Annotated in this window: 19 protein-coding genes and 4 tRNA genes; 6 read left to right on the forward strand and 17 right to left on the reverse strand. The window is 59.9% G+C overall.

What is annotated here, in order from left to right; translation table 11 throughout:
• Positions 1 to 295: 295 nt before the first annotated feature.
• Complete coding sequence (locus tag MMS95_RS17615; RefSeq protein ID WP_004934257.1) at positions 296 to 769, forward strand: WbuC family cupin fold metalloprotein; 474 nt, start codon at positions 296 to 298, stop codon at positions 767 to 769.
• 43 nt (positions 770 to 812) lie between these two features.
• On the opposite strand, the gene uvrD is transcribed toward MMS95_RS17615, so the two are convergent.
• The 6 genes from uvrD to MMS95_RS17645 form a co-directional block, all read right to left on the reverse strand.
• Complete coding sequence (gene uvrD, locus MMS95_RS17620; RefSeq protein ID WP_015376268.1) at positions 813 to 2,975, reverse strand: DNA helicase II; 2,163 nt, start codon at positions 2,973 to 2,975, stop codon at positions 813 to 815.
• Positions 2,976 to 3,053: 78 nt separating this feature from the next.
• Entirely contained in the window at positions 3,054 to 3,770 is a 717-nt protein-coding gene (gene yigB, locus MMS95_RS17625; protein WP_015376267.1) for a 5-amino-6-(5-phospho-D-ribitylamino)uracil phosphatase YigB, read from the reverse strand.
• On the reverse strand, positions 3,770 to 4,681 hold the full coding sequence (gene xerC / locus MMS95_RS17630; protein WP_015376266.1) for a tyrosine recombinase XerC: 912 nt from the start codon (positions 4,679 to 4,681) through the stop codon (positions 3,770 to 3,772). Before xerC ends, yigB begins: the two co-directional genes overlap by 1 nt.
• The gene (locus tag MMS95_RS17635) at positions 4,678 to 5,391 is read right to left on the reverse strand and encodes a DUF484 domain-containing protein (RefSeq protein WP_004934247.1); all 714 of its coding nucleotides are present in this window, start codon (positions 5,389 to 5,391) and stop codon (positions 4,678 to 4,680) included. The genes xerC and MMS95_RS17635 overlap by 4 nt, the downstream gene beginning before the upstream one ends.
• Positions 5,388 to 6,212, reverse strand: a complete 825-nt coding sequence (dapF, locus tag MMS95_RS17640; RefSeq protein WP_004934244.1) for a diaminopimelate epimerase — start codon at positions 6,210 to 6,212, stop codon at positions 5,388 to 5,390. Before dapF ends, MMS95_RS17635 begins: the two co-directional genes overlap by 4 nt.
• Positions 6,213 to 6,283: 71 nt before the next feature.
• Positions 6,284 to 6,490, reverse strand: coding sequence for a lipoprotein (locus MMS95_RS17645; protein ID WP_004934241.1), 207 nt, complete (start codon positions 6,488 to 6,490; stop codon positions 6,284 to 6,286).
• 78 nt (positions 6,491 to 6,568) lie between these two features.
• Here MMS95_RS17645 and cyaY point away from each other — a divergent pair, with 78 nt between their 5' ends.
• Positions 6,569 to 6,889 (forward strand): iron donor protein CyaY, encoded by a 321-nt coding sequence (cyaY, locus tag MMS95_RS17650; RefSeq protein WP_004934237.1) that lies wholly within the window; start codon positions 6,569 to 6,571, stop codon positions 6,887 to 6,889.
• A gap of 36 nt (positions 6,890 to 6,925) precedes the next feature.
• Here cyaY and MMS95_RS17655 read toward each other — a convergent pair whose 3' ends face one another.
• Positions 6,926 to 9,478, reverse strand: a complete 2,553-nt coding sequence (locus tag MMS95_RS17655) for a class I adenylate cyclase (protein ID WP_019452546.1) — start codon at positions 9,476 to 9,478, stop codon at positions 6,926 to 6,928.
• A gap of 316 nt (positions 9,479 to 9,794) precedes the next feature.
• Between MMS95_RS17655 and hemC the strand changes: the two genes are divergently transcribed.
• From hemC to hemY, 4 genes are read left to right on the forward strand one after another with little or no spacing between them, the layout of a single operon-like run.
• Positions 9,795 to 10,736, forward strand: a complete 942-nt coding sequence (hemC, locus tag MMS95_RS17660; RefSeq protein ID WP_033631485.1) for a hydroxymethylbilane synthase — start codon at positions 9,795 to 9,797, stop codon at positions 10,734 to 10,736.
• Positions 10,733 to 11,473: a uroporphyrinogen-III synthase gene (gene hemD / locus MMS95_RS17665; protein WP_048326575.1), complete on the forward strand. Its 741-nt coding sequence runs from the start codon at positions 10,733 to 10,735 to the stop codon at positions 11,471 to 11,473. The genes hemC and hemD overlap by 4 nt, the downstream gene beginning before the upstream one ends.
• 22 nt (positions 11,474 to 11,495) lie before the next feature.
• A complete protein-coding gene (hemX, locus tag MMS95_RS17670; protein WP_015376260.1) occupies positions 11,496 to 12,620 on the forward strand; it encodes a uroporphyrinogen-III C-methyltransferase in 1,125 nt (374 codons plus the stop codon).
• Positions 12,621 to 12,623: 3 nt separating this feature from the next.
• Positions 12,624 to 13,820, forward strand: coding sequence for a protoheme IX biogenesis protein HemY (hemY, locus tag MMS95_RS17675; protein ID WP_004934228.1), 1,197 nt, complete (start codon positions 12,624 to 12,626; stop codon positions 13,818 to 13,820).
• 845 nt (positions 13,821 to 14,665) lie between these two features.
• Here the strand turns inward: hemY and MMS95_RS17680 are convergent.
• The 10 genes from MMS95_RS17680 to rffA all read right to left on the reverse strand — a co-directional run bounded on the left by MMS95_RS17680 (position 14,666) and on the right by rffA (position 22,648).
• A tRNA-Pro gene (locus tag MMS95_RS17680) sits at positions 14,666 to 14,742 on the reverse strand.
• Positions 14,743 to 14,816: 74 nt separating this feature from the next.
• A tRNA-Leu gene (locus MMS95_RS17685) sits at positions 14,817 to 14,903 on the reverse strand.
• A 41-nt stretch (positions 14,904 to 14,944) separates the two neighbouring features.
• A tRNA-His gene (locus MMS95_RS17690) sits at positions 14,945 to 15,020 on the reverse strand.
• A gap of 63 nt (positions 15,021 to 15,083) precedes the next feature.
• A tRNA-Arg gene (locus tag MMS95_RS17695) sits at positions 15,084 to 15,160 on the reverse strand.
• 135 nt (positions 15,161 to 15,295) lie between these two features.
• Entirely contained in the window at positions 15,296 to 16,699 is a 1,404-nt protein-coding gene (locus tag MMS95_RS17700; RefSeq protein WP_004934226.1) for an amino acid permease, read from the reverse strand.
• Positions 16,700 to 17,064: 365 nt separating this feature from the next.
• Entirely contained in the window at positions 17,065 to 17,805 is a 741-nt protein-coding gene (gene wecG, locus MMS95_RS17705) for a lipopolysaccharide N-acetylmannosaminouronosyltransferase (RefSeq protein WP_004934224.1), read from the reverse strand.
• Positions 17,806 to 17,819: 14 nt separating this feature from the next.
• A complete protein-coding gene (gene wzyE, locus MMS95_RS17710; protein WP_015376259.1) occupies positions 17,820 to 19,187 on the reverse strand; it encodes an ECA oligosaccharide polymerase in 1,368 nt (455 codons plus the stop codon).
• A complete protein-coding gene (locus tag MMS95_RS17715) occupies positions 19,184 to 20,269 on the reverse strand; it encodes a TDP-N-acetylfucosamine:lipid II N-acetylfucosaminyltransferase (protein ID WP_015376258.1) in 1,086 nt (361 codons plus the stop codon). The genes wzyE and MMS95_RS17715 overlap by 4 nt, the downstream gene beginning before the upstream one ends.
• Positions 20,266 to 21,516 (reverse strand): lipid III flippase WzxE, encoded by a 1,251-nt coding sequence (gene wzxE, locus MMS95_RS17720; RefSeq protein WP_015376257.1) that lies wholly within the window; start codon positions 21,514 to 21,516, stop codon positions 20,266 to 20,268. The genes MMS95_RS17715 and wzxE overlap by 4 nt, the downstream gene beginning before the upstream one ends.
• A gap of 1 nt (position 21,517) precedes the next feature.
• Complete coding sequence (rffA, locus tag MMS95_RS17725) at positions 21,518 to 22,648, reverse strand: dTDP-4-amino-4,6-dideoxygalactose transaminase (protein WP_015376256.1); 1,131 nt, start codon at positions 22,646 to 22,648, stop codon at positions 21,518 to 21,520.
• Positions 22,649 to 22,653 lie beyond the last annotated feature (5 nt).

Below are 22,653 nucleotides of genomic sequence, written 5' to 3' on the forward strand. Positions count from 1 at the left end.
GCAAAAACGGAGAGCCTTAGAAGTTATACCTGCGGCGCAGGTCAGTGAGCCAGTATCTACTGGGTGTGTCCAAGGCGTCTGTCCTCAATGATAATAGTGCGCGCATGTTACGCCGAGAAGAAAAAGCCTGTCAACACGTTAGGCGGGATAATTGCGCAACAAATCATCACGATGATCAATGGCAGAAATGGCGCTTAAACCGTACTGAAAAAGTCGCGGCGATCGCTTACCACCTCCCAGAATGTTGCTAAGATGACATCACCCTAATGGTACGACAAGCATGCGGATTTAAACGATGAAACAGATTACCGCCCATGAACTGACCGCGATGAGCGAACAGGCCGCCAGCGTGGCCCGCCTGCGCGCGCACCGCACCTTACACGAAGAGCTGAGCGACCCGGTGCAACGCCTGGCGATCGCCATGGAACCCGGCACCTATATCCGCCCGCACCGCCACCCGCAAACCTGGGAGCTGCTGACGCCGCTGCGCGGCCGTTTCGTCGTGTTACAGTTCAACGATGACGGCGTCGTGACGCAGCGCACCCTGCTCGGCGAAGAAACCAAAGTGCTGGAGATGCCGGCCTTTACCTGGCATGCGGTGCTGTCGGTCGATGCCGGCGGCGTGGTGTTCGAAGTGAAGCAGGGACCGTATCAGGCGCTGACCGAAGAAGACTGCATGCCGTGGGCGCCGCAGGAAGGCGGCGAAGGTACCGAAGCAGTGATGCGCTGGTACGCCACCGCACAGGTCGGCGACCGCTACCCTCACTGATGGTGAACGATTGCAGGGGCTTGCCCCTGCAACGCCTCTCTCGTTAGACCGTTTCCAAACGCGCGTAGGCCGCCACCAGCCATTTGATGCCTTCACCCGGGAAGGCGATCTGCAGCCGGCTGTGCTCGCCGCTGCCCTCCAGATTGACGATGGTGCCTTCGCCAAACTTGGGATGGCGCACGCGCTGGCCCAGCTTATAGCCGGTATCGTTCTCGCTGATCGGCGTGCCCATGCGGCGGTGATTGACCGGGCGCGATACGCTGGCGCGCAGGCGCACTTCTTCCACGCACTCCTCCGGCAGTTCGCCGATAAAGCGCGACGGCCGATGGTAAACCTCTTTGCCGTACAGACGGCGCGTTTCGGCATAGGTCAGCGTCAGCTTCTGCATGGCGCGCGTTACGCCCACATAGGCCAGACGGCGCTCCTCCTCCAGACGGCCGCCTTCATCCAGCGACATCTGGCTCGGGAACATGCCCTCTTCCATGCCGACGATAAACACCAGCGGGAACTCCAGCCCCTTGGCCGAGTGCAGAGTCATCAGCTGCACCGCGTCCTGATAGGCGTCGGCCTGGCCTTCGCCCGCTTCCAGCGCCGCATGCGACAGGAACGCCTGCAGCGGCATCAGATCCTGATCTTCGTCCTGATAGCTGAACTGGCGCGTCGCCGTCACCAGTTCCTCGAGGTTTTCGATACGCGCCTGCCCCTTCTCGCCCTTCTCCTGTTCATACATGATGAACAGCCCGGAGTCGCGGATCACCCGGTCGGTCTGCACATGCAGCGGCATGTCGGCGGTTTCATGCGCCAGCGATTCCACCAGTTCGATGAAACGCTGCAGCGCCGACGCGGCGCGGCCGGCCAACACCTTGTCCTGCATCAGCTCGCGCGTCGCCTGCCACAGCGTCAGCTGGCGATCGCGCGCCGCCTGGCGCACCACGTCGAGGGTGCGATCGCCGATGCCGCGCGTCGGGGTATTGACCACGCGCTCGAAGGCTGCGTCGTCGTTGCGGTTGGAAATGAGGCGCAGGTAAGCCAGCGCATCCTTGATTTCCTGGCGTTCGAAGAAGCGCTGGCCGCCGTAGATGCGGTACGGCATCGCCGTCTGCAACAGCGCCTCTTCCAGCACCCGCGACTGGGCGTTGCTGCGGTACAGGATGGCGCAGTCGTTCAGCGCGCCGCCGTTGTCTTGCCAGGTCTTGATGCGGTTGACCACGAAGCGCGCTTCGTCGAGTTCGTTGAAGGCGCAGTAGAGGGAAATCGGCTCGCCTTCACCGCCTTCGGTCCACAGGTTTTTGCCCATGCGCCCGTCGTTGTTGGCGATCAGGGTGTTGGCCGCTTTCAGAATGTTGCTGGTGGAACGGTAGTTCTGCTCCAGACGGATGGTTTCCGCGCCGGGGAAATCCTTCAGGAAGCGCTGGATGTTTTCCACCTGCGCGCCGCGCCAACCGTAGATTGACTGGTCATCGTCGCCGACGATCATCACGCTGCTGTTGCCGCCCGCCAGCAGGCGGATCCAGGCGTACTGGATGCTGTTGGTATCCTGGAATTCATCCACCAGCACGTTGGTGAAACGCTCGCGGTAGTGGTTGAGGATATGCGGCTTGTTCAGCCACAGCTCGTGCGCGCGCAGCAGCAGCTCGGCGAAATCCACCAGCCCCGCGCGATCGCAGGCTTCCTGATAGGCCTGGTAGATGCGCAGCCAGGTGGCCTCCACCGGGTTGTTGTAGGTTTCGACGTGCTGCGGGCGCAGGCCCTCATCTTTCTTGCCGTTGATGTACCACATCGCCTGACGCGGCGGCCACTGCTTCTCGTCGACGTTCAGCGCCTTGATGATGCGCTTGAGCAACCGCAGCTGGTCATCGCTGTCGAGGATCTGGAAATCCTGCGGCAGGTTGGCTTCCAGGTGGTGGGCGCGCAACAGACGATGCGCCAGGCCGTGGAAGGTGCCGATCCACATGCCGCCCTGGCTGGTGCCGATCAGATGTTCGATTCGGTGACGCATTTCCGCCGCCGCCTTGTTGGTGAAGGTCACCGCCATAATCGAATACGGCGAGCAGTTCTCCACCGACAGCAGCCAGGCGATGCGATGCACCAGCACCCGCGTCTTGCCGCTGCCCGCTCCGGCCAGAACCAACAGGTTGCTGCGCGGCGCCGCCACGGCTTCACGTTGTTTTTCATTCAGGCTGTCGAGCAGATCGGAGACGTCCATAGGCACCACTAATGGTTAAGGGAAAACCCGCCGGTGACGAGTTTTTCACTGGAAATTTATACAGAGTTCTGGCAGGGATTATAACAATGCTGTCAGCGATGCCAACTGCGAAATCTCAATATGCGGCAGCAGGCGGCTGTCGGCGGCCTGCATCAGGCAGCGTTGCCGATCGTTGATCCAACAGGCCTGCAGCCCCGCGCGCAGCGCGCCGGCGACGTCGGTAGTCAGATCGTCGCCCACGTGCAGGATCTGCCCGGGCGCCACGCCCAGCCGTTCGACGGCCAGGTGATACATGTCTTGATACGGCTTGGCGCGCCCGTCCGGCCCGGATCGCAACACGAACTGGAAGTAACCGTCCAGGCCGCACTGCGCCGGATCGGCGTTACCGTTGGTGATCGCCACCAGCGGGTAGCGCGCGGCCAGCGCCTTCAGCGTGGCGTGGGTCGCTTCCGGCACCTCGATGCGGCTGCGCCACAGCGCGAAGTTTTGCATCGCCGCATCGGCTCCGATCGCGGCTTCGGCGTCGCGCAGCCCCTGCCGGCTCAGCGCCAGATGAATGGCGCGCCAGCGCCACTGGGTGACGTCGTGGTAGATCTCCGGATCCTGCTCACGCAGCTCCTGGCGCAGACGGTGGAAATCCGCCGACTGGAAGCTGTTCAGGCCGGGATGGTAGCTCTGCAGGAAGGCCACCGACTGCTGCTCGGTTTGCCGGATCACCGGACGGTTGTCATACAGCGTGTCGTCCAGATCGAAAGTCAGCGCCGCCAGCGGGCGCAGCGGGCGATAAAAATGCATCAGGATTTCCCCCGTTTGGCGCGCGGATGCGCGGCATCGTACACGTTCGCCAGATGTTGAAAGTCGAGGTGGGTATAAATTTGCGTGGTGGTCAGGTTGGCGTGGCCGAGCAGTTCCTGCACCGCGCGCAGGTCGCCGCTGGACTCCAGCATGTGGGTAGCAAAGGAGTGACGCAGTTTGTGCGGGTGAATGTGGCTGTTGACGCCCTGTTTCACGCCCCATTCGGCGAAGCGCTTTTGCACGTTGCGCGTCGAGATGCGTCGCCCCTGATTGGACAGAAACATCGCATCATCCTGCGGCCCAAACAGATCGCGCATCGCCAGCCAGTGTTCCAGCCAGGTGACGGCGGTGCGTCCGATCGGCAGTTTACGCTCTTTGCTGCCTTTCCCCATCACCCACACCTCGCCGGCCGCCATATCGACATGGCGGCAATCCAGCCCCACCAGCTCGGAAAGACGCAGGCCGGCGCCGTACATCACCTCCAGCATGGCGCGATCGCGCACCGCCAGCGGATCGTTGAGATCGATCTCCAGCAGTTGGTTCATTTCATCGACGTCGATATTTTTCGGCAGATGGCGACCGCTACGCGGCGTGCGGATGCCTTTGGCCGGGTTGGCGTGCAGCACGCCCTGGCTGACCAGCCAGTCGAGGAAACTGCGCAACGAAGAGAGCCGCAGCGCCAGGCTGGCGGACTGCAGGCCGGCGCGTTTGCTGCGCGCCGCCAGCATGCGCACCCGGGCGGCATCCAGCGCCGCCCAGTCGGTGACGCCGATCTCCTGCGCCAGGCACATCAGCGCCGTCAGCTGGCGTGAATAGCTGAGCTGCGTCAGCGGGCTGAGTTGCCGTTCTACCTTGAGATAACGCAGAAAAGCGTCCACCGGCTGCTGCAGGCTGGGCGCAATCGGCGTCATGCGCGTTCGATCCAGCGTTCCAGCAGTTCCGGCAGCATGCGCGCCAGTTGATTGAGCATTACCGTGCCCATGCCCTGCTGATAATGTTGCGTATCGCGGCTGCTGAAGATCACCATGCCCAGCTCGCCATCGTCGCCCAGCATTGACAGCGCTACCGAACCAATCTGGCCGATCTGTTTGGCCTGCGGCAACAGCAGCAGCAGTTCGGGGCCGTTCAGGCCGCCGAGGTAGTGTTGTTCGCTGCCCAGCCGCTGGATGCGGAACGGCTCGAACGCCGAACGCGTCAGCGCCAGATGGGTGAAATCGGAAGGCGCGCCGATATTCCAGCGCTCGGCGAACAGACGCACCGTGGCGCCGGCCAAACCGAAGCCGCGCGCCCAGCGCTGCAGCCGGTTGAGCATGTCCTGCAAGCTGTCGGCGGTGGCCAGATCGGCCTGCAGGTGCAGCAGCCTGGCGAACAGCCCTTCGTTGGCGCTGGCCTGCTCCATCAGCAGCGTGATCTCTTCTTCCAGCCGTTCGATATGATTGCGCTGGCGGGCCAGATGCCATTCCACCAGCGAAACGGTGCCGCGCACCGGATGAGGCACGCGCATCTGCTCAACCTGGCGCGCGTTGCGAATAAAGAAATCCGGGTTCTGCAGCAGATACTGCATCACGGTGTCGTCGTCCAGCGCCAGGCCGGCGACGCTCTGTTCTTCTACGCTTTTCATAGATGAATAAATCCGTCATAGACATGGGTTGCCGGACCGGTCATAAACAGCGGGTTGCCCGGCCCTTTCCAGCGAATATGCAGGCTGCCGCCCGGCAGCTCTACATGCACTTCTTCTGACAGCAATTCCTGTTGGATCCCCACCGCCACCGCCGCACAGGCGCCGCTGCCGCAGGCCTGCGTTTCACCGGCGCCGCGCTCATAAACGCGCAGCTTGATATGATCGCGGCTGACCACCTGCATAAAGCCGATGTTGGCCCGTTCCGGGAAGCGTTCATGCCCTTCCAGCACCGGCCCGAGCAGCTCCACCTTGGCGGTTTTTACGTCGTCCACCTGCAAAACACAATGCGGGTTGCCCATCGACACCACGCCGCACAGCACGGTATGTTCCGCCGCGCGCATGATGTAGGTCTTTTCAGCCTTGGCGGCGCGGAACGGCACCGCCTGCGGGTCGAAATTCGGCTCACCCATGTTGACGCACACCAGATCGTCGTCGGTGACACTGAGCACCATGCGCCCGGTTTGGGTGCTGACGCGGATGTCGCGTTTGTTGGTCAGCCCTTTCAGCCGCACGAAACGCGCGAAGCAACGCGCGCCGTTGCCGCACTGCGCCACTTCGCTGCCGTCGGCGTTAAAAATTCGGTAGTGAAAATCCAGTTCGGGATCGTAAGGCGGTTCTACCACCAGCATCTGGTCAAAGCCGACGCCCAGGTGCCGATCGGCCAGCCGGCGGATCAGCTCAGGTGAAAAATAGACATTCTGTGTAACGGCATCGACCACCATAAAGTCGTTGCCCAGACCGTGCATTTTGGAGAACTGCATATCATACTCCGCTATCTGGACGCGCTATCCGTCTTGATTTTACGGCGGCGCTCGCCACCGCAAACAGGGTGTTACTGGTCAACCATCGACGGTTTTTGCTGAGAGCCAGACTGCTCCTGCTGGTTCTTTTGCACCTGATCGCCCGTTTGCACCGGCGGCTTGGCCGGTTTCTGGCTGGCGGGGTCGGCAGGTGGGAAGTAAAGCGGGCCTTTCAGACCACAGCCGGCGAGGCCGGTAACCAGAACTGCCATCAGCGCATAGCGTAGTTGTTTTTTCATTTGCATTAATGCCTGTAATTCATGCGTCCAAGGTCTCTATAATCGCAGGTGGATCATGAAAAGCAATAGGAATTGAATATGAACGACAGCGAGTTTCACCAGTTGGCCGACCAGCTGATGCTGAATATTGAAGAGACACTGGACGATTTTGACGGCGATGCGGACATCGATTACGAAACCAATGGCGGCGTGATGACGCTGAGCTTCGAAAACGGCACCAAAATCGTCATCAACCGCCAGGAACCGCTGCACCAGGTGTGGCTCGCCACCAAGGCCGGCGGCTACCACTTCAACTACCGCGACGGCGTCTGGTTATGCGATCGCAGCGGGCAGCCGTTTTATCAGCTGCTCAGCGAAGCGGCCAGCGCGCAGGCCGGTGAGGAACTGCATTTTTCCTGAGGCAATGCGGGGCTCGGCCACCGAGCCCTTGCGGCGTCAATGCAGCTGGAACTGCTGCTTCAGCGGCTGAGCGGCGCCGTCGGCCACCGTCACGCACAGGCTGGACAGCACGTTGCTGCGGAACGGGATCACCTGCGTGCGCCCGTCGAGCTGCACGATTTGATAGAACTGCGGCAGGTTAAAGTTGATGAAGCTGGAGCCGTAGGTAAAACGATCGTGCGATGAAGAGTAGAAGCGGCTGACGTCGCGCACCAGTTCCTCTTTACTGCCCTCGCAGTGGTGATACACCTCCACCCGATTCGACTCGTCCAGAATATAGATGTTGAAACCCTTGTCATCCGAGGTGTCTTCGAAGAAGAACTGGATGATCCCTTCGCTGGCGAAGCCATCCACCACCGGCGGCAGATGCACCTGATCGGTTTCCACCTTGATAGACAGGCCGTGCAGCTTGTTGTTGGAGATGGCGCCGTAAAACTCCACCGCGTTCTCCAGCTTCTGCACCGACACGCTCAGGCGCTCGAAGAACAGCCCCCAGGTTTGCCCGGCGACGCGCACCGCCTTGAAGCGGCCGGGTTCCAGCCGGGTGCTGGACAGGCGCAGCTCGATGCACTCCGACACCAGCTGCTGAATGCGGGTGCGAATAAGGCCGCGCAGGTGCTGACTGTAGCAGAACACTTCCACCGACTCCGGCGGCGCGGCGTCCTGGTGCATTTTGCCGAGAATGGTTTTCAATGCTTCCAGCACCGACTGCTCGCCGCTGAAATGCAGGGTACGCACTTCGTTCCAGGAGTTGCGGTACAGCAGATCGATGCTGCCCACCAAACACTGCTGCTGCTGGCCGAAGCTGAACACGTCCAGCTTGCGGAAATCGAAGTGCACCACCTGATTGCGGAAGGCGGCGGTCGGATCGTTTTCCAGATTGACGATGATCGCCAGATGGCGAATCTCGCACGGGCTGTACAGCGCTTTCGGCGTCGGCGCCGGCAGGCGCAGCGGGAAGTGATGAGAAACGTCGGCCACCAGCTCCTGCAGCTTGGCGGTGTCGCACAGGTTGCCGCTCTTGATGTGCAGGCGGGTCTGCGGCGTCAGCAGGCCGTTGAAATAGGCCCATGCCACCAGCTTGTTCAGGTAGCGGTTATATTCCAGCGGCTGATGGCTGACGATCGAATCCATGGCCGGCGCCTGATTGTACAGGTACCAGCCGGTGCGGTTGGCGCGGCCAACCGGCACATGAATAAAGGTTAAATCGTTTTCCGACAGGTCCGGCGAAATCTGCGGGTTCACCAGCGTCACCTTGCCGGGCAGCGCTTCGAACGCCGCATACAGTTTGCGGGTCAGCACGCCGATATCCTGCGGGCTGGCGCTGACGCTGAGGTTATTGCGGCGGGCGAAACGGATCAGGTTGCGGTAGCTCTGCATCATCGCATCGAGCAACTCGTTATGCGCTTCGCGCACCCGCTCGATCTTCCAGTTGGCACGGTTGTCCAGCATCGCCAGACGCTCTTCGCTCCAGCCCCACTCGCTGACCAGTTGGCTGAGGATCTCGCGCCGCCAGCCGACGCAGGCCTTGGCCAGCGACAGCTTTTCACACACTTTCAGGTAGAAACAGCGGCGGGCCAGATCGAGGCGGGTGGTGTCGTTGATGTCGGTCAGATAGCGGGTCACGCGCTCGAGCATCATGCAGTAGGCGTCGAGCCCGAAGCTGACGATCTCGCCCTGATGCAGGCGATGTTTGATGTCCGTCGCCAGCAGCTGGGTATTGGGGTATTCCCAGGAATAGGCTTCCAGCAGCAGGGTCTTCAGCACCGCCTTGTAAGGCGAATCGATGCTCTTGTACAGCTGCCACAGGCTGGCGCCGAAGTACTCTTCCGCCGACAGCGAACTCAGGCCGCCGAGATCCAGCCACTCGTTCGGCGTCAGCGCGCCCTGCGCGTACAGCGACAGCACGTATTCATCGTAGTGCGCTTCTTCTTCGCCCGGCACCATGTTCCACAGGATGCGTTTGCCGGCCAGGCGCACCGCGGTGCGGTAGAACTCGTCCAGCAACAGGATGTGCTGCGTCGAGCCGCAGTCTTCGCCGCCCAGGCTGCCGCTTTCATTATGGCGGAAACGGTTTTCGTCGATCAGGAAGAAGCTGACTTCCACCCCCATCGAGGCGGCCCACTTCTCAAGCAGGCTGCATTTTTGCTGCAGGCGGGTGCGTTCTTCGTTGTCCAGCCAGGACTGATGGCAGACCCAGATATCGAGATCCGAGCTGCAACTTTGGCCGATAGACGAGGTGCTGCCCATCGAATAGACGCCGGTGATCGGCAGCTCGCCGCTGGCCGGTTTGTCAAACGGGCTGCCCCATTTGTCTTCTAAATCGTTCAGGTAATCTTGTTGAGTTTCATCAGGCGTGTAGAGGCAAATGCCGTGGGGAACGTTACCGTTCAGGTAACCCGGCATCAGCGGGTGGTGGTGGTGCAGTAAGGTGGGCAGCAGACTGTATACCCGTTGAAACGCGGGCTTCATAGCCGCCAGGGCGCGATCGACGCGTAGCTGATTGATCGCATCCAGTCTCTGCTTCAATGTCTCGATGTAGAGGTACAAGACGTCTCGCCTGATTATCCCGGTGTTTAGAAAAAAACCCGTATTCCATAAGCGCCGTTAGTGTAAGAAGAATATTTGGCGACTTATTGCTGGAAACGTGATCAATTTAACACCTTGCTGATTGACCGTAAAGGAGGTAACGCTTCACAATTATTGTAGCGCTTCCCTAAACGATTTACCCGCAGTGTTAACTGCCCCAAAGCACATCACACGTCCCTTTGATTCCGTTGTCCTTTTTCCGCCTCCGGCTTCTTGCACTGACAGTATTGGCTCTCAGTGGTAGGATGGATGGCGAAATATAAAAACGGTAACAAGCATGTTAGACAAAATTATTCGAATTGCCACCCGACAAAGCCCGCTTGCTCTTTGGCAAGCACATTATGTGCAGCAACGTCTGATGGCCTGCCATCCCGGCCTGCAGGTCGAGTTGGTGCCGATGGTCACCCGCGGCGACGTTATTCTGGATACGCCGTTGGCGAAAGTCGGCGGTAAAGGCCTGTTTGTTAAAGAACTCGAGCTGGCGCTGCTGGAAGGCCGCGCCGACATCGCCGTGCATTCGATGAAAGACGTGCCGGTCGATTTCCCTGCCGGGCTCGGTTTGACCACCATTTGCGAACGCGAAGATCCGCGCGACGCTTTTGTTTCCAATCGTTTCGCCTCGCTCGATCAGCTGCCGCTGGGCAGCGTGGTCGGCACCTCCAGCCTGCGCCGTCAGTGCCAGCTGCGTGAACGCCGCCCGGATCTGATCGTGCGCGACCTGCGCGGCAACGTCGGCACTCGCCTGGCCAAGCTGGACAACGGCGACTACGACGCGATTATCCTGGCGGTGGCCGGCCTGAAGCGTTTAGGTCTGGAGCAACGCATCCGCAGCCCGCTGAGCGCCGAAGAGTGTCTGCCGGCGGTCGGCCAGGGTGCGGTCGGCATTGAATGCCGTCTCGACGACAGCGTCACCCGCGCGCTGCTGGCGCCGCTGAACCATGCGGCCACCGAAACCCGCGTGCGCGCCGAGCGAGCGATGAATACCCGCCTGGAAGGCGGCTGCCAGGTGCCGATCGGCAGTTATGCCGAACTGGATGGCGACAGCCTGTGGCTGCGCGCCCTGGTCGGCGCGCCGGACGGCAGCCAGATGGTGCGCGGCGAACGCCGCGGCCCGGCCGCCGAAGCCGAACGGATGGGCGTTGAGCTGGCGGAAGAGCTGCTGGCGCGCGGCGCGCGCGAGATCCTGCGCGAAGTTTATCAGGGAAATCCGCCGGCATGACCATTCTGGTAACCCGCCCATCGCCTTCGGGGGAGCTGTTAGTGAGCCGGCTGCGCGCACTCGGCCGGGTTGCCTATCATGCGCCGCTGATCGACTTCGCCCCCGGCGGCGATCTGCCGAAGCTGCCGCAGGCGTTGCAGCAGCTTAGCGCCGGCGATCTGGTGTTCGTGCTGTCGCAGCATTCGGTGAACTATGCCGATTCGGTCATTGGCCGCGCCGGGCTGAGCTGGCCCGCGCACCTGGCTTATTACGCCATCGGCCGCACCACCGGGCTGGCGCTGCACCGCATCAGCAGTTTGCCGGTGGAGTACCCGCGCGAACGCGAGATCAGCGAAACGCTGCTGCTGCTGCCGGCGCTGCAAAAGCTGGCGGGCAAACGCGCGCTGATTTTACGCGGCAACGGCGGCCGCGAACTGTTGGGGTCGACGCTGAGCGAGCGCGGCGCCGACGTCAGCTATTATGAATGCTATCAACGCAGCCCGGTGCACTATGACGGCAGCGAGCAAAGCGCCCACTGGCAACGCGCCGGTGTGGATACGCTGGTGGTGACCAGCGGTGAAATGTTACAACAGCTCTATACTTTAGTTCCTGATTACTATCGTTCTTCATGGCTGCTGCGTTGCCGCCTGGTAGTAGTGAGCGAACGCCTGGCTACCCTCGCCCGGGACTTGGGCTGGCGTACGATTCGGGTAGCTGACAACGCCGATAATGACGCGCTGATCCGCGCGCTACAATAATCTGACTATGGGATGTGCCACTATGACGGAACAAAATACCCCATCCGCCCCGGTTGAAGAGCCAACCACCGCGGTTGAGAGCTCCCAGCAGCCAGCCGCTGCCAGCCGCAAAGGCAAGAACACCGGCCCGGTGCTCGGCGCGATCGCTATCGTGCTGGTCATCGCCCTCGGCGCGGGCGGCTATTACCACACGCACAAGCAGGCGCAACAGCTGATCGCCGCCAATCAGGCGCTGCAACAGCAGCTTGAAGGCGTAAAGCAGAGCCAACAGCAGGAAAGAAACGCGCTGGAAGGCCTGCTGCAGCAGCAGGGTAAAACCCTGGACGCCGCCGATCGCGAGCAGGCGAATCTGGCGCGCCAACTGAGCGAGCTGCAGGAAAAAGTGGCGACCATCTCCGGCAGCGACGCCAAAACCTGGCTGCTGGCGCAGGCCGATTTCCTGGTGAAAATGGCCGGCCGCAAGCTGTGGAGCGATCAGGACGTGACCAGCGCCGCCGCGCTGCTGAAAAGCGCCGACGCCAGCCTGGCGGACATGAACGATCCGAGCCTGCTCGACGTGCGCCGCGCCATTACCGAAGACATCAGCACGCTTTCCACGCTGACCCAGGTCGATTACGACGGCATCATCCTCAAGGTCAATCAGCTGTCCAATCAGGTGGATAACCTGCGCCTGGCGGACAACGACACCGACGAAGCGCCGATGGATCAAAACAGCAGCGAGCTCTCCGGCTCGATCGGCGAATGGCGGCAGAACCTGGCCAAGAGCTGGCGCAATTTCATGGCCGACTTCATCACCATCCGCCGCCGCGACACCAGCGCCGAACCGCTGCTGGCGCCGAACCAGGACATCTACCTGCGCGAGAACATCCGTTCGCGCCTGCTGGTGGCCGCACAGGCCATCCCGCGCCATCAGAACGAGACCTACAAGCAGTCGCTGGAAACCGTCTCCACCTGGGTGCGCGCCTATTTCGACACCACCGACCCGGCGACCAAGGCCTTCCTGGAAGAACTGGACAACCTGAGCCAACAGTCGATCTCGATGGATGTGCCGGATCAGCTGAAGAGCCAGCCGCTGCTGGAAAAAGTGATGCAGACCCGGGTGCGCAACCTGATGACCCAGTCCCCTGCCGCTCACCAGGAGGGTTAAGCCATGTTACGCGTGCTATTTCTGTTTCTGGTGGTGATCGCCAGCGTGGTGCTCGGGCCGATGTTGGCCGGGCATCAGGGCTATGTGCTGATCCAGACCGATAACTACAATATTGAAACCAGCGTCACCGGCCTGGTGATCATGCTGGTGCTGCTGTTCGTGGTGCTGCTGGCGATCGAATGGATCCTGCGCCGTATCTTCCGTACCGGCGCCCGCACGCGCGGCTGGTTTATCGGCCGCAAGCGCACCCGCGCGCGCCAGCAAACCAAAGCCGCGCTGATCAAACTGGCGGAAGGCGACTACAAACAGGTTGAAAAGCTGATGACGCGCAACGCCGATCACGCTGAGCAACCGGTGGTGAACTACCTGCTGGCCGCCGAGGCCGCACAGCAACGCGGCGATGACTTCCGTACCAACCAATATCTGGAGCGCGCCGCTGAAGCCGCCGATACCGATCAGCTGCCGGTGGATATCACCCGGGTTCGCATCCAGCTGGCGCAGGGCGAGAACCATGCCGCGCGCCACGGCGTCGATCGCCTGCTGAACCAGGCGCCGCGCCATCCGGAAGTGTTGCGCCTGGCGGAACAAGCCTATCTGCGCACCGGCGCCTATGCGTCGCTGCTGGAAGTGCTGCCGTCGATGCGTAAAATCGAGCTGCACAGCGAAGAGCAGCTGCAGGCGTTGCAGCAACAGGCTTACATCGGGCTGATGAATCAGGCGATGGCGGACGAAGGCAGCGAAGGCCTGAAGCGCTGGTGGAAAGATCAGAGCCGCAAGACGCGTCACGAAGTGCCGCTGCAAATCGCGATGGTGGAGCACCTGATCGAATGCAACGACCACGAACTGGCGCAGGAGATTGTGCTCGACAGCCTGAAGCGCCAATATGACGAGCGCCTGGTGCTGTTGCTGCCGCGGCTGAAGTCCGGCAACCCCGAGCAGTTGGAAAAAGCGCTGCGTCAGCAGATGAAGCAACACGGCGCGACGCCGCTGCTGAACAGCACGCTGGGGCAACTGCTGATGAAGCACGGCGAATGGCAGCAGGCGGCCGACGCCTTCCGCGAAGCGTTGAAACAGCGCCCGGATGCTTACGACTACGCCTGGTTGGCCGATACGCTGGAAAAACTGCATCGTTCGGATGAAGCGGCGCAGATGCGACGTGAGGGACTGATGTTGACGCTGAAACAGAACGGCGGCGAATAACGCCCTGCCCAAGTGAGAAAAGCGCGGCTCCGATGCCGCGCTTTTTTTTGCCCAGGGTTTTCTGTGGCGCAAAAAAAAAAACACTTGCCGTATGGCAAGTGTATAAAGAAGCAATCAGGTCTAGGACAACAGGGGCGGTGCCTCACTCAACGTTTTGCCCTGAGCGTGATGACGGGTTAGTCATCGTTCTCGTGGGCGATAGGCACCCTAAATCGGCTCTGCGTCATTCCCAGGGTTTATGAAGCCTAAGGCGAACATAAGAGGTGGAATGAGCATCTACGCTATAGGTATTGCATTTGACGTGCCAACTTTCAGATCCAGGAAAGTCGCCATAAAAAATAGCATTCAATTTATTGAAAATATTGAATTTTTACTTACCCTCTAACTTTCTCTCAGCATGCCGTCCCCTGTCGTTCTTTACCCACGGCCGATCTGATGCTGTCGCCGCAAAACGACGACTTAAACCAAAGCCACTTTTAATGTTTAAAATCAATGGATTATTTGTCTCAAACTGGCGACAACTTCAAACCACATTGTCGCTGAAAACCTACACACGTGCCGGTTGAGACAAAATGCCAATGTTCAGATACGCAAAAACCCGTGTAATGCTGCACGGGTTGGTCGCTATGCGTTTCGTCGCAGCGGGAAGGACTTAACCTCATAAACGGCGGACGTAAAAAAACCGACTTACGTCGGTTTCTTTGAAAATGGTCAGCGAGAGAAAGATTACGCGCCCTGCGGGCCGTTGCTAAAGCAACGTCCTCTCGAACCTCCTGCGGAGGTGCTCATCCTCATAAACTGCAGACGAAAAAAAACCTGCTTTAAAAAGCAGGTTTTTCGAATGGTGGTCGGCGAGAGAGGATTCGAACCTCCGACCCACTGGTCCCAAACCAGTTGCGCTACCAAGCTGCGCTACTCGCCGATTTATGTTGCTCATACTACCCGATTTATCAGACCGTTGTCCATATAAATCTTATATTTATCAGATATTTTGCGTGGTGCGAAGAGAGGGACTTGAACCCTCACGTCCGTAAGAACACTAACACCTGAAGCTAGCGCGTCTACCAATTCCGCCACCTTCGCACTGTCACAAAATACTGCTAAATCTTCACTTCATCAGGAAGTGGGGTGGCTAATGGGACTCGAACCCACGACAACTGGAATCACAATCCAGGGCTCTACCAACTGAGCTATAGCCACCATTACTACTTCTTCTTACTCACGCGGTAATATTACCACCGCAGCTCCTGCGCACAAACTTAATGGCGCGCCCGACAGGATTCGAACCTGAGACCTCTGCCTCCGGAGGGCAGCGCTCTATCCAGCTGAGCTACGGGCGCGTAGCGCCGTTGCGGGAGGGGATACTACGGATTTACGCCAATCCTGTCTAGTGCTTTTTCGCAGAAATGTTGCGTTTGATTACGCTTTGCTCACTCCTGCGCAGGAAAGCGCACTCCGTAGCCCCTTTTCACCGTTTATTGCCGTGTTTCTACCCGATTTTCAGCCGGATGATGTTTCTTATGCATGCCGAAAGCGAAGTAGCACAGGCTGACGCCCGCTAAGAAAATCGCCCCGACCAGCAGGGAAATTCGCGTATCCGGGTTGATTCCCATGCCGACCAGCACGCAAACCAGAAAAGCGATGGTCAGATAGTTCACATACGGGAACATGATCGACTTAAAGCTGTGGTTTTTGATCGCTTCCTTATGGGCGCGGCGGAAATAGAGCTGGCTGATCAGCACCACGAACCACGGCACCATGCCCGGCAACACGCTGGCGCTGTAGACATAGACGAACACCTGCTCCGGATTCGGGATGATGTAGTTCAGCGCGGAGCCCACCAACAGGCAGCCAATGGTGACGGCGATGCAGTTGACCGGCACGCCGCTGGCGGAAAGCTTGGTCAGCGCCGCCGGCAGTTGGCGATTCTTGGCCAGGGCGTACAGCATGCGGCCGCCGCTGTACATGCCGCTGTTGCAGCCGGAAAGCGCGGCGGTCAGTACCACGAAGTTGATGATGCCGGCGGCGGCGACGATGCCGATCTTGGCGAAGGTCAGCACGAACGGGCTGCCGGTGGTGCCGATGCCGTTCCACGGGAAGATGGTCACGATGACGAAGATCGCGCCGACATAGAAGATCAGGATGCGCCACAGGATATTGTTGATCGCGCGTTTCAGCGTCACCTGCGGGTTCTTGGCTTCCCCGGCGGTGATGCCCACCAGCTCAACCCCCTGATAGGACGCCACCACGATGCACAGCGCAAACAGGAAGCCTTTCCAGCCGCCGGCAAAGAAACCGCCGTGCGCCGTCAAATTGGCGAAACCGATAGGTTCACCGCCGTTGCCGAAGCCGAAGAAGATCACCCCCAGCCCCACCAGAATCATCACGATGATGGTGGTGACCTTGATCATGGCGAACCAGAACTCCAGCTCTCCGTACAGTCGCACCGCCGCCAGGTTGGCCAGCGCCACCATCGCCACGGCGATCAGCGCGGGGACCCACTGCGGTATTTCCGGGAACCAGAACTGCACATACACCCCGATAGCGGTGATCTCCGAAATGCCGACGGCGATCCACATAAACCAGTAACCCCAGGCGGTCAGGTAGCCGAAATAGGGATTCATGTATTTATGCGCGTAAACGGCGAACGACCCGGCGACCGGCTCGAGGAACAGCATCTCCCCCATCGAACGCATAATGAAGAACACGAACAGCCCGGCGATGATGTAAGCCAGCAGTACCGACGGCCCGGCCCATTTCAGCGTACTGGCCGATCCCATAAACAGGCCGACACCAATGGTGCCCCCGAGAGCGATAAGCTCGATGTGCCGGGCCTCAAGGCCTCGGTGTAGCCCTTGCGGTTTCTCTTTGTGTGCCATAAATCCTCAATAATTTTTCTCGGGTTGTGTTTGCCTGCCGGCCGCTGCCGGTCGTTATTGTCATTATTAAAAGAATAAATCATCCCCTGCCGTTCGGGTTGGCATCAACGGGTAGTCGGAGCGAAGTTACCGTGAGAAGAACATCGTTCAGCGCTGTCGCATCAGGCTTCAGCGGCCAGGGATAATTTCCGGGCGGTATCGTTTCGCATTTTGCCGCTATAAGCAAACCGCAATTTAAAACTTTATGGAATAAATGCGGCGGCGTTTAGGGCCGAGGGTTATAGATATGCGGGAGAAACGCGCAAAAGCAGATTATTGGTACAGCAGTCCGGAGCGGAACAGCACTTTCCACCCCGGATGAGAGGTTACATCTTGCCGCTGTAGTAGTAGCCGACAAACTTCAACAGCTTCAACTGACGGCCGATGCGGCTGGGTTGGCTGAGCAGGCGGTAGAGCCATTCCAGACCAAGGTTCTGCCACACCTTGGGCGCACGCTTCACATGCCCGGTAAAAACGTCGTAGGTGCCGCCCACGCCCATATACAGCGCCTGCGGATGCACCTTGCGGCAGTCGCGCATCAGGATCTCCTGCTTCGGCGATCCCATCGCCACCGTCACGATAGCGGCGCCGCTGGCACGAATACGCTCGAACAGCGCCTCTCGCTGATCCGGTTTGAAATAGCCGTCCTGGCTGCCCACCAGGTTGACATTCCACTGGCTGCGCAGCTTCTGCTCGGTTTCCGCCAAGACTTCCGGCTTGCCGCCGACCAAGAAGACCGGCGTGCCTTCGCGGCCGGCGCGCTGCATCAACGCTTCCCACAGATCGGCGCCCGCGACGCGCGACACATCCGCCGCCGGGTATTTGCGGCGAATCGAGCGCACCATGCTGATGCCGTCGGCGTACTTGTACTCCGCTTCATCCAGCAACGCATGCAGCGCCGGGTCCTCTTCCGCCTTCAGGATCTTTTCCGCATTCATCGCCACCAGCGTGCCCTGTTTGACCCGGCCGCCGTCGAACAGAAAATCCATACAGTGCGCCATATCGCGAAAGCCCCACAGGCTGAAACCGCGCAGCTCATACTGCGGCACCGAAATCTTTGTTTCCATCGTCGTCATTACCCTTACAAAAGACCGTCCGCCCGTGGGGAAGAGGCCAGCGCGCGGGCGCGCGTCACTCTGGCCTTGATCAGCCCGGCGGTATCGAACAGCCAATACAGCAACTTCGCCAGCACCAGACAGGCGCCGAAAATAATGCAGAAGAACACCACGCGCGAAACGAATGAGTCCACCCCTTCGCGCGCCAATACAATCATGTTGAACACCGCGCCGAAGCAGAATCCTTGCAGGATAGCCGCCTTATAGCGGTTCGGCTCTGTTTTGCCCAGCTCATACAGCCAGTCGAACCACTTGATGATCATGCCCACCAGAATCGCGCCGAGCGGGATGAACAGCGCGCCGCCCATCACCACCAGCGAACCGATCAGCGTCGGGGATATCGCCAGCCCGGAGTGGTTGTTCAGCACTTCCCAGGTGAAATAGTTGGCCGAGTTCAGCACCACGTCCGGCCGGCCCGGCCATAGCCAGGTTGGGATAAAGACGTAGAAATCACGCAAGATCGGCGCCAGGCCCTGGAAATCGATCTTGTCGTAATTTTGCAGCAGCAGCGCCAGGTTTTCCCACGGCGAGAAGGTGTCTCGGGTCAGATAGAGGAAGGTATAAAACGCTTCCGCGCCGCTGACGTCCAGGCTATAGCGCTTCAACGCCAGCCAGAACATGCCGACCACGCCGAATATGCCCGCCGCCGCCAGCATCCACAGCGTGATCCAGCCGCGCACGATGCCGATAAACAGGAACAGCGCGAAAGCGATAATGATGTTGGCACGGGTGCCGCCGACGATCACGTAGGTCAGAATACCGAACGCCACCGTCGCCACCAGGAACAAAAACCAGGCGCGCAGATCCTGCCGCAGGAAATAGACCACCAGCATCGCCGGAATGAAGAAGTAGAAGAACCGCTTGAGCGCCACGCCGGACACGTCGCTGGAGAAGATCTGACTGTAGGAATTGAGCTTGAACAGCAGGAAGCCGTTCTGCATGAAGAAGATCCCAACGGTACCGATCGCCACCAGCGCCAGCAGCACCCAGGTCATATGAGTCTCTACCCGGTTCATGGTAAACAGCGCCGCGCGCGGCTGAGTGCGGCGCTTGCGCAGCCGGGTCTTGTAAGTGACGTAATAGATGGCGTAAAACGCCGTCGCCGACAGCAGGGCGTACAGCAGAAACTCCACCGGCACCACCTCGACGTCAAACTGAAACACCAGCAGGCAGGTTAACGGGAAGCCGAAATAGAACGTCAGCAAATACAGCAGCGAGAAGAAGACGTTGAAGTTAAAGCGCACGCGCCGAAACTCCTGGTAGGTCAGCGTCAGGATAAACGTCAGGCTGACCAGATAGACAACAAACAGGCCGCCGAATTGCGCCAACGTCATGAGTGCTCTCCCGCCGCCAGCGCCAGGGCCTGCTGCCAGCCGTCAACATAGTTCGGATTGAAGAAGGCGATCGCCTGTTTATCCACCGCCGCCAGCTGACGCTGCGCTTCGCGCACCACCGCCTCGTCCAGCGAATCGCCGTAGAACAGCACCGGCAGGTGCTGTTCCGCCAAATCCTGCCAGAACGGGTTTTGCCGGCTGAGCACAAAAGGCACGCCGAACTGAATCAGCAGGCACAGGGTGCCAATCCCCTGCTGGCGATTGAAAATGAAATAGCCCAGATCGCAGGCGCGCAGAATATTGAGGTAGTCCTCGAATGCCACCTGCTGCGTGAGCAGCTGCAGGTTTTTCTCGCCGAACAGCGGCAACCCGGCGGCGCGCACCTGCTCGATGTAAGCATCGTTGTTGGCCGGATAACCCATCGGCAGGATCACGCGCACGTCGGCGCCGAACTGCTGATGAATCGCCTGCAGCGCTTCGATATGCCGATTGCTGCGATCGCCGGAGTTGCCCACCAGAATCGTCATCGGCCCGGCCAGGTTTTTCTCGACGTGAACGTCGGTCAGCGCCGGATCCATGCGGGTAGGGAAATACAGCAGCGAGGCCGGCACCCGCGCATGGCGCTGCTGGTAGTGAATCACGTCGCCGCGAGTGGCAAACACATTCCCTACCCGCCCCTGCGCAATGCGGCGCAGCAGATAGAACAACCGGAATTTCCAGCTGGTGGCGTCCTCATACAGATCGGCGCCCCAAATATGCCAACTGACCTGACGCGCCTTGATCTTGCCGCTCAGCAGCGCCAGCCACAGCCCCGGGTTGAACTGGCCGTGCAGGAAGAAACGCGTATCGCGATCGGCTTGGGCGCGCGCGATGACCGCCGCCGCCAGGCTTTTCTTGTCCGCGTAGGGCTCAATGTTCAGGGCGGGGAAATCTCCCAGTGCCGCCACATCCTTGGCCGCCACCATAAAATGCCGCGTCTGCTCAGCCGGCAGACGCGGCGCCAACACGTCGTTGAAGAAGCGCAGCACCGTCTGGTTATGATGCGGGATATCGGATCCCAGAACGTGAATCAGTATGGTCATACCCGTCTACGATAAATAAGAAACACGCAGCTACAGAGCGCGAAATACACGATGTAGGTTGCCATATAGGCCTGAGCCGCCCCCAGCGCGCCGCGCAGCGGGATCAGCCAGTGCGAGAACAGCGTCAGCAGCAGAAACTGGCTGACTTCCGTCAGGATATAAAAGCGCAGCGACGCTTTGGCGATCACCAAATAGCCGAACACATAGGCCCCGACTTTCAGCACGTCGCCCACCAGTTGCCAGGCAAACAGATCGCGCATGGCGACGAACTTGTCCGAGAACAACAGCCAGATGGCGAAATCACGCAGCAACCACACCGTAAAGCTCGCCGCCGCTACCGCCGGCAGCACGAATTTCAGCGAGCGCACGATCTCCCGCGAGATGGCGCCCTTGTCCGTCAACCGCGACAGCGTCGGCAGCAGATAGACGGTAAACGAGGCGGTGATAAACTGCAGATAGGCATCGGAAATGCTGCTGACGCCTTGCCAGATCCCCACCTCATCCCAACCGTAATGCGCGGCCAACAGGTTACGCATCATCACGTAGGCCACCGGCAGCGTCACCGAGGTGATCAACGCCATGAGGGTGAATTTGCCGAGGTTGCCGGCCACCCCTTTGTCCCAGCGCGGCGCCAGGTAGCGCAGCGGCAACGTTTTGCGCCGCCACAGCATCAGCCCGGCCGGCAGCACCACCAACGCCGGCACCAACGCCAGCCCTGCCAGCGCGCCTTCATAGCCCCCCAGCTTGAAGCACAGATAATAAGCCATCACGCCGATCAGGCTGCCGCCGATCACCGCCAGCGCGTTGCCCATCGCGTCGCGATAACCTTTCAGCACCGCCATGAACAGGTTGGCGTAGGCGATGCCCATCTGAATGAAGGCGACGGCGCGCACCACGCCGACGTAATCGGCATGCCCGAACAGCCCGATGCTGATCGGCTCGGCGGCGAACAAAAACACCAGCGCCAGCAAGGTCGAAAAGCCCAGCACGATGCTCGACGCGGTGCCGACCGCCAGACGCAGACGCTGCGAGTCCTGGTGGTACTCCGCCACGTATTTGGTGATGCCGTTAAAAATGCCCGCGCCGGACAGCACGCCCAGCACGGTGATCAACTGGCGAAAGTTACCCGCCTGCCCCACGCCGCTGGGGCCAAACGCCACCGCCAGCAGTTTCACCACCAACAGCCCCACGCCAATCTTGATCAGCGTGGAGCCGGCGGTCCATATCGACGCTTTTGCCAACGACATATCAGGCGAAGAAGCTCAGGATGGTATTGATTACCGTACGTTGATTAGCATCGGACATATTGTAGAACAGCGGCAAACGCACCAGGCGCGCGCTTTCCTGGCTGGTATAGCGATCTTCACCGGCAAAGCGGCCAAACTGTTCGCCGGCCGGGCACGCATGCAGCGGGATATAGTGAAACACCGTCATGATCTCAGCTTCCTTCAGGTAGTCGATAAAGGCGGTGCGATCGTCGATATCACGCAGCTTGATATAGAACATGTGCGCATTGTGCTCGCAGTCCGCCGGCACAGTCGGCAACTCGATACGGCCGGCCTGCGCCAACGGCAGGAAGCTGTCGTAGTAATTCTGCCACAGAGCCAAACGGCGCTGGTTGATGCGTTCCGCCACTTCCAGCTGGCCCCACAGGTAGGCGGCCTGCAGGTCAGACATCAGATAGCTGGAACCGATGTCGCGCCAGGTATATTTGTCGACCTGGCCACGGAAGAACTGACTGCGGTTGGTGCCCTTCTCGCGGATGACTTCAGCCCGATCGATCAGGGCAGGATCGTTCACCAGCGTCGCGCCGCCTTCGCCGCCGGCGGTGTAGTTTTTGGTTTCATGGAAGCTGAAGCAGCCGATATGGCCGATGGTGCCCAATGCCTTGCCTTTGTAGGTCGACATCACGCCCTGCGCGGCGTCTTCCACCACGAAGAGGTTATATTTCTTCGCCAGCGCCATGATGGTATCCATCTCACAGGCAACGCCGGCATAGTGCACCGGTACAATCGCGCGGGTTTTATCGGTGATCGCCGCTTCGATTTTGGTTTCGTCGATGTTCATGGTGTCCGGACGCAGGTCGACGAACACCACTTTGGCACCGCGCAGCACAAAGGCGTTGGCGGTGGAAACGAAGGTAAAGCTCGGCATGATCACTTCGTCACCCGGCTGGATATCCAGCAGGATGGCGGCCATTTCCAACGACGCGGTGCAGGAAGGCGTCAACAGCACTTTCGCGCTGCCGAAACGCTGTTCCATCCACTGCTGGCAGCGACGGGTAAAACCGCCGTCGCCGCACAACTTGCCGCTGCTCATCGCAGCCTGCATATATTCCAGTTCAGTGCCAACAACCGGTGGAGCGTTAAATGGAATCATGTCTA

The sequence above is a fragment of the Serratia sp. PGPR-27 genome (genome assembly GCF_022678525.1).
In the GTDB taxonomy this organism is placed as follows: domain Bacteria; phylum Pseudomonadota; class Gammaproteobacteria; order Enterobacterales; family Enterobacteriaceae; genus Serratia; species Serratia nematodiphila.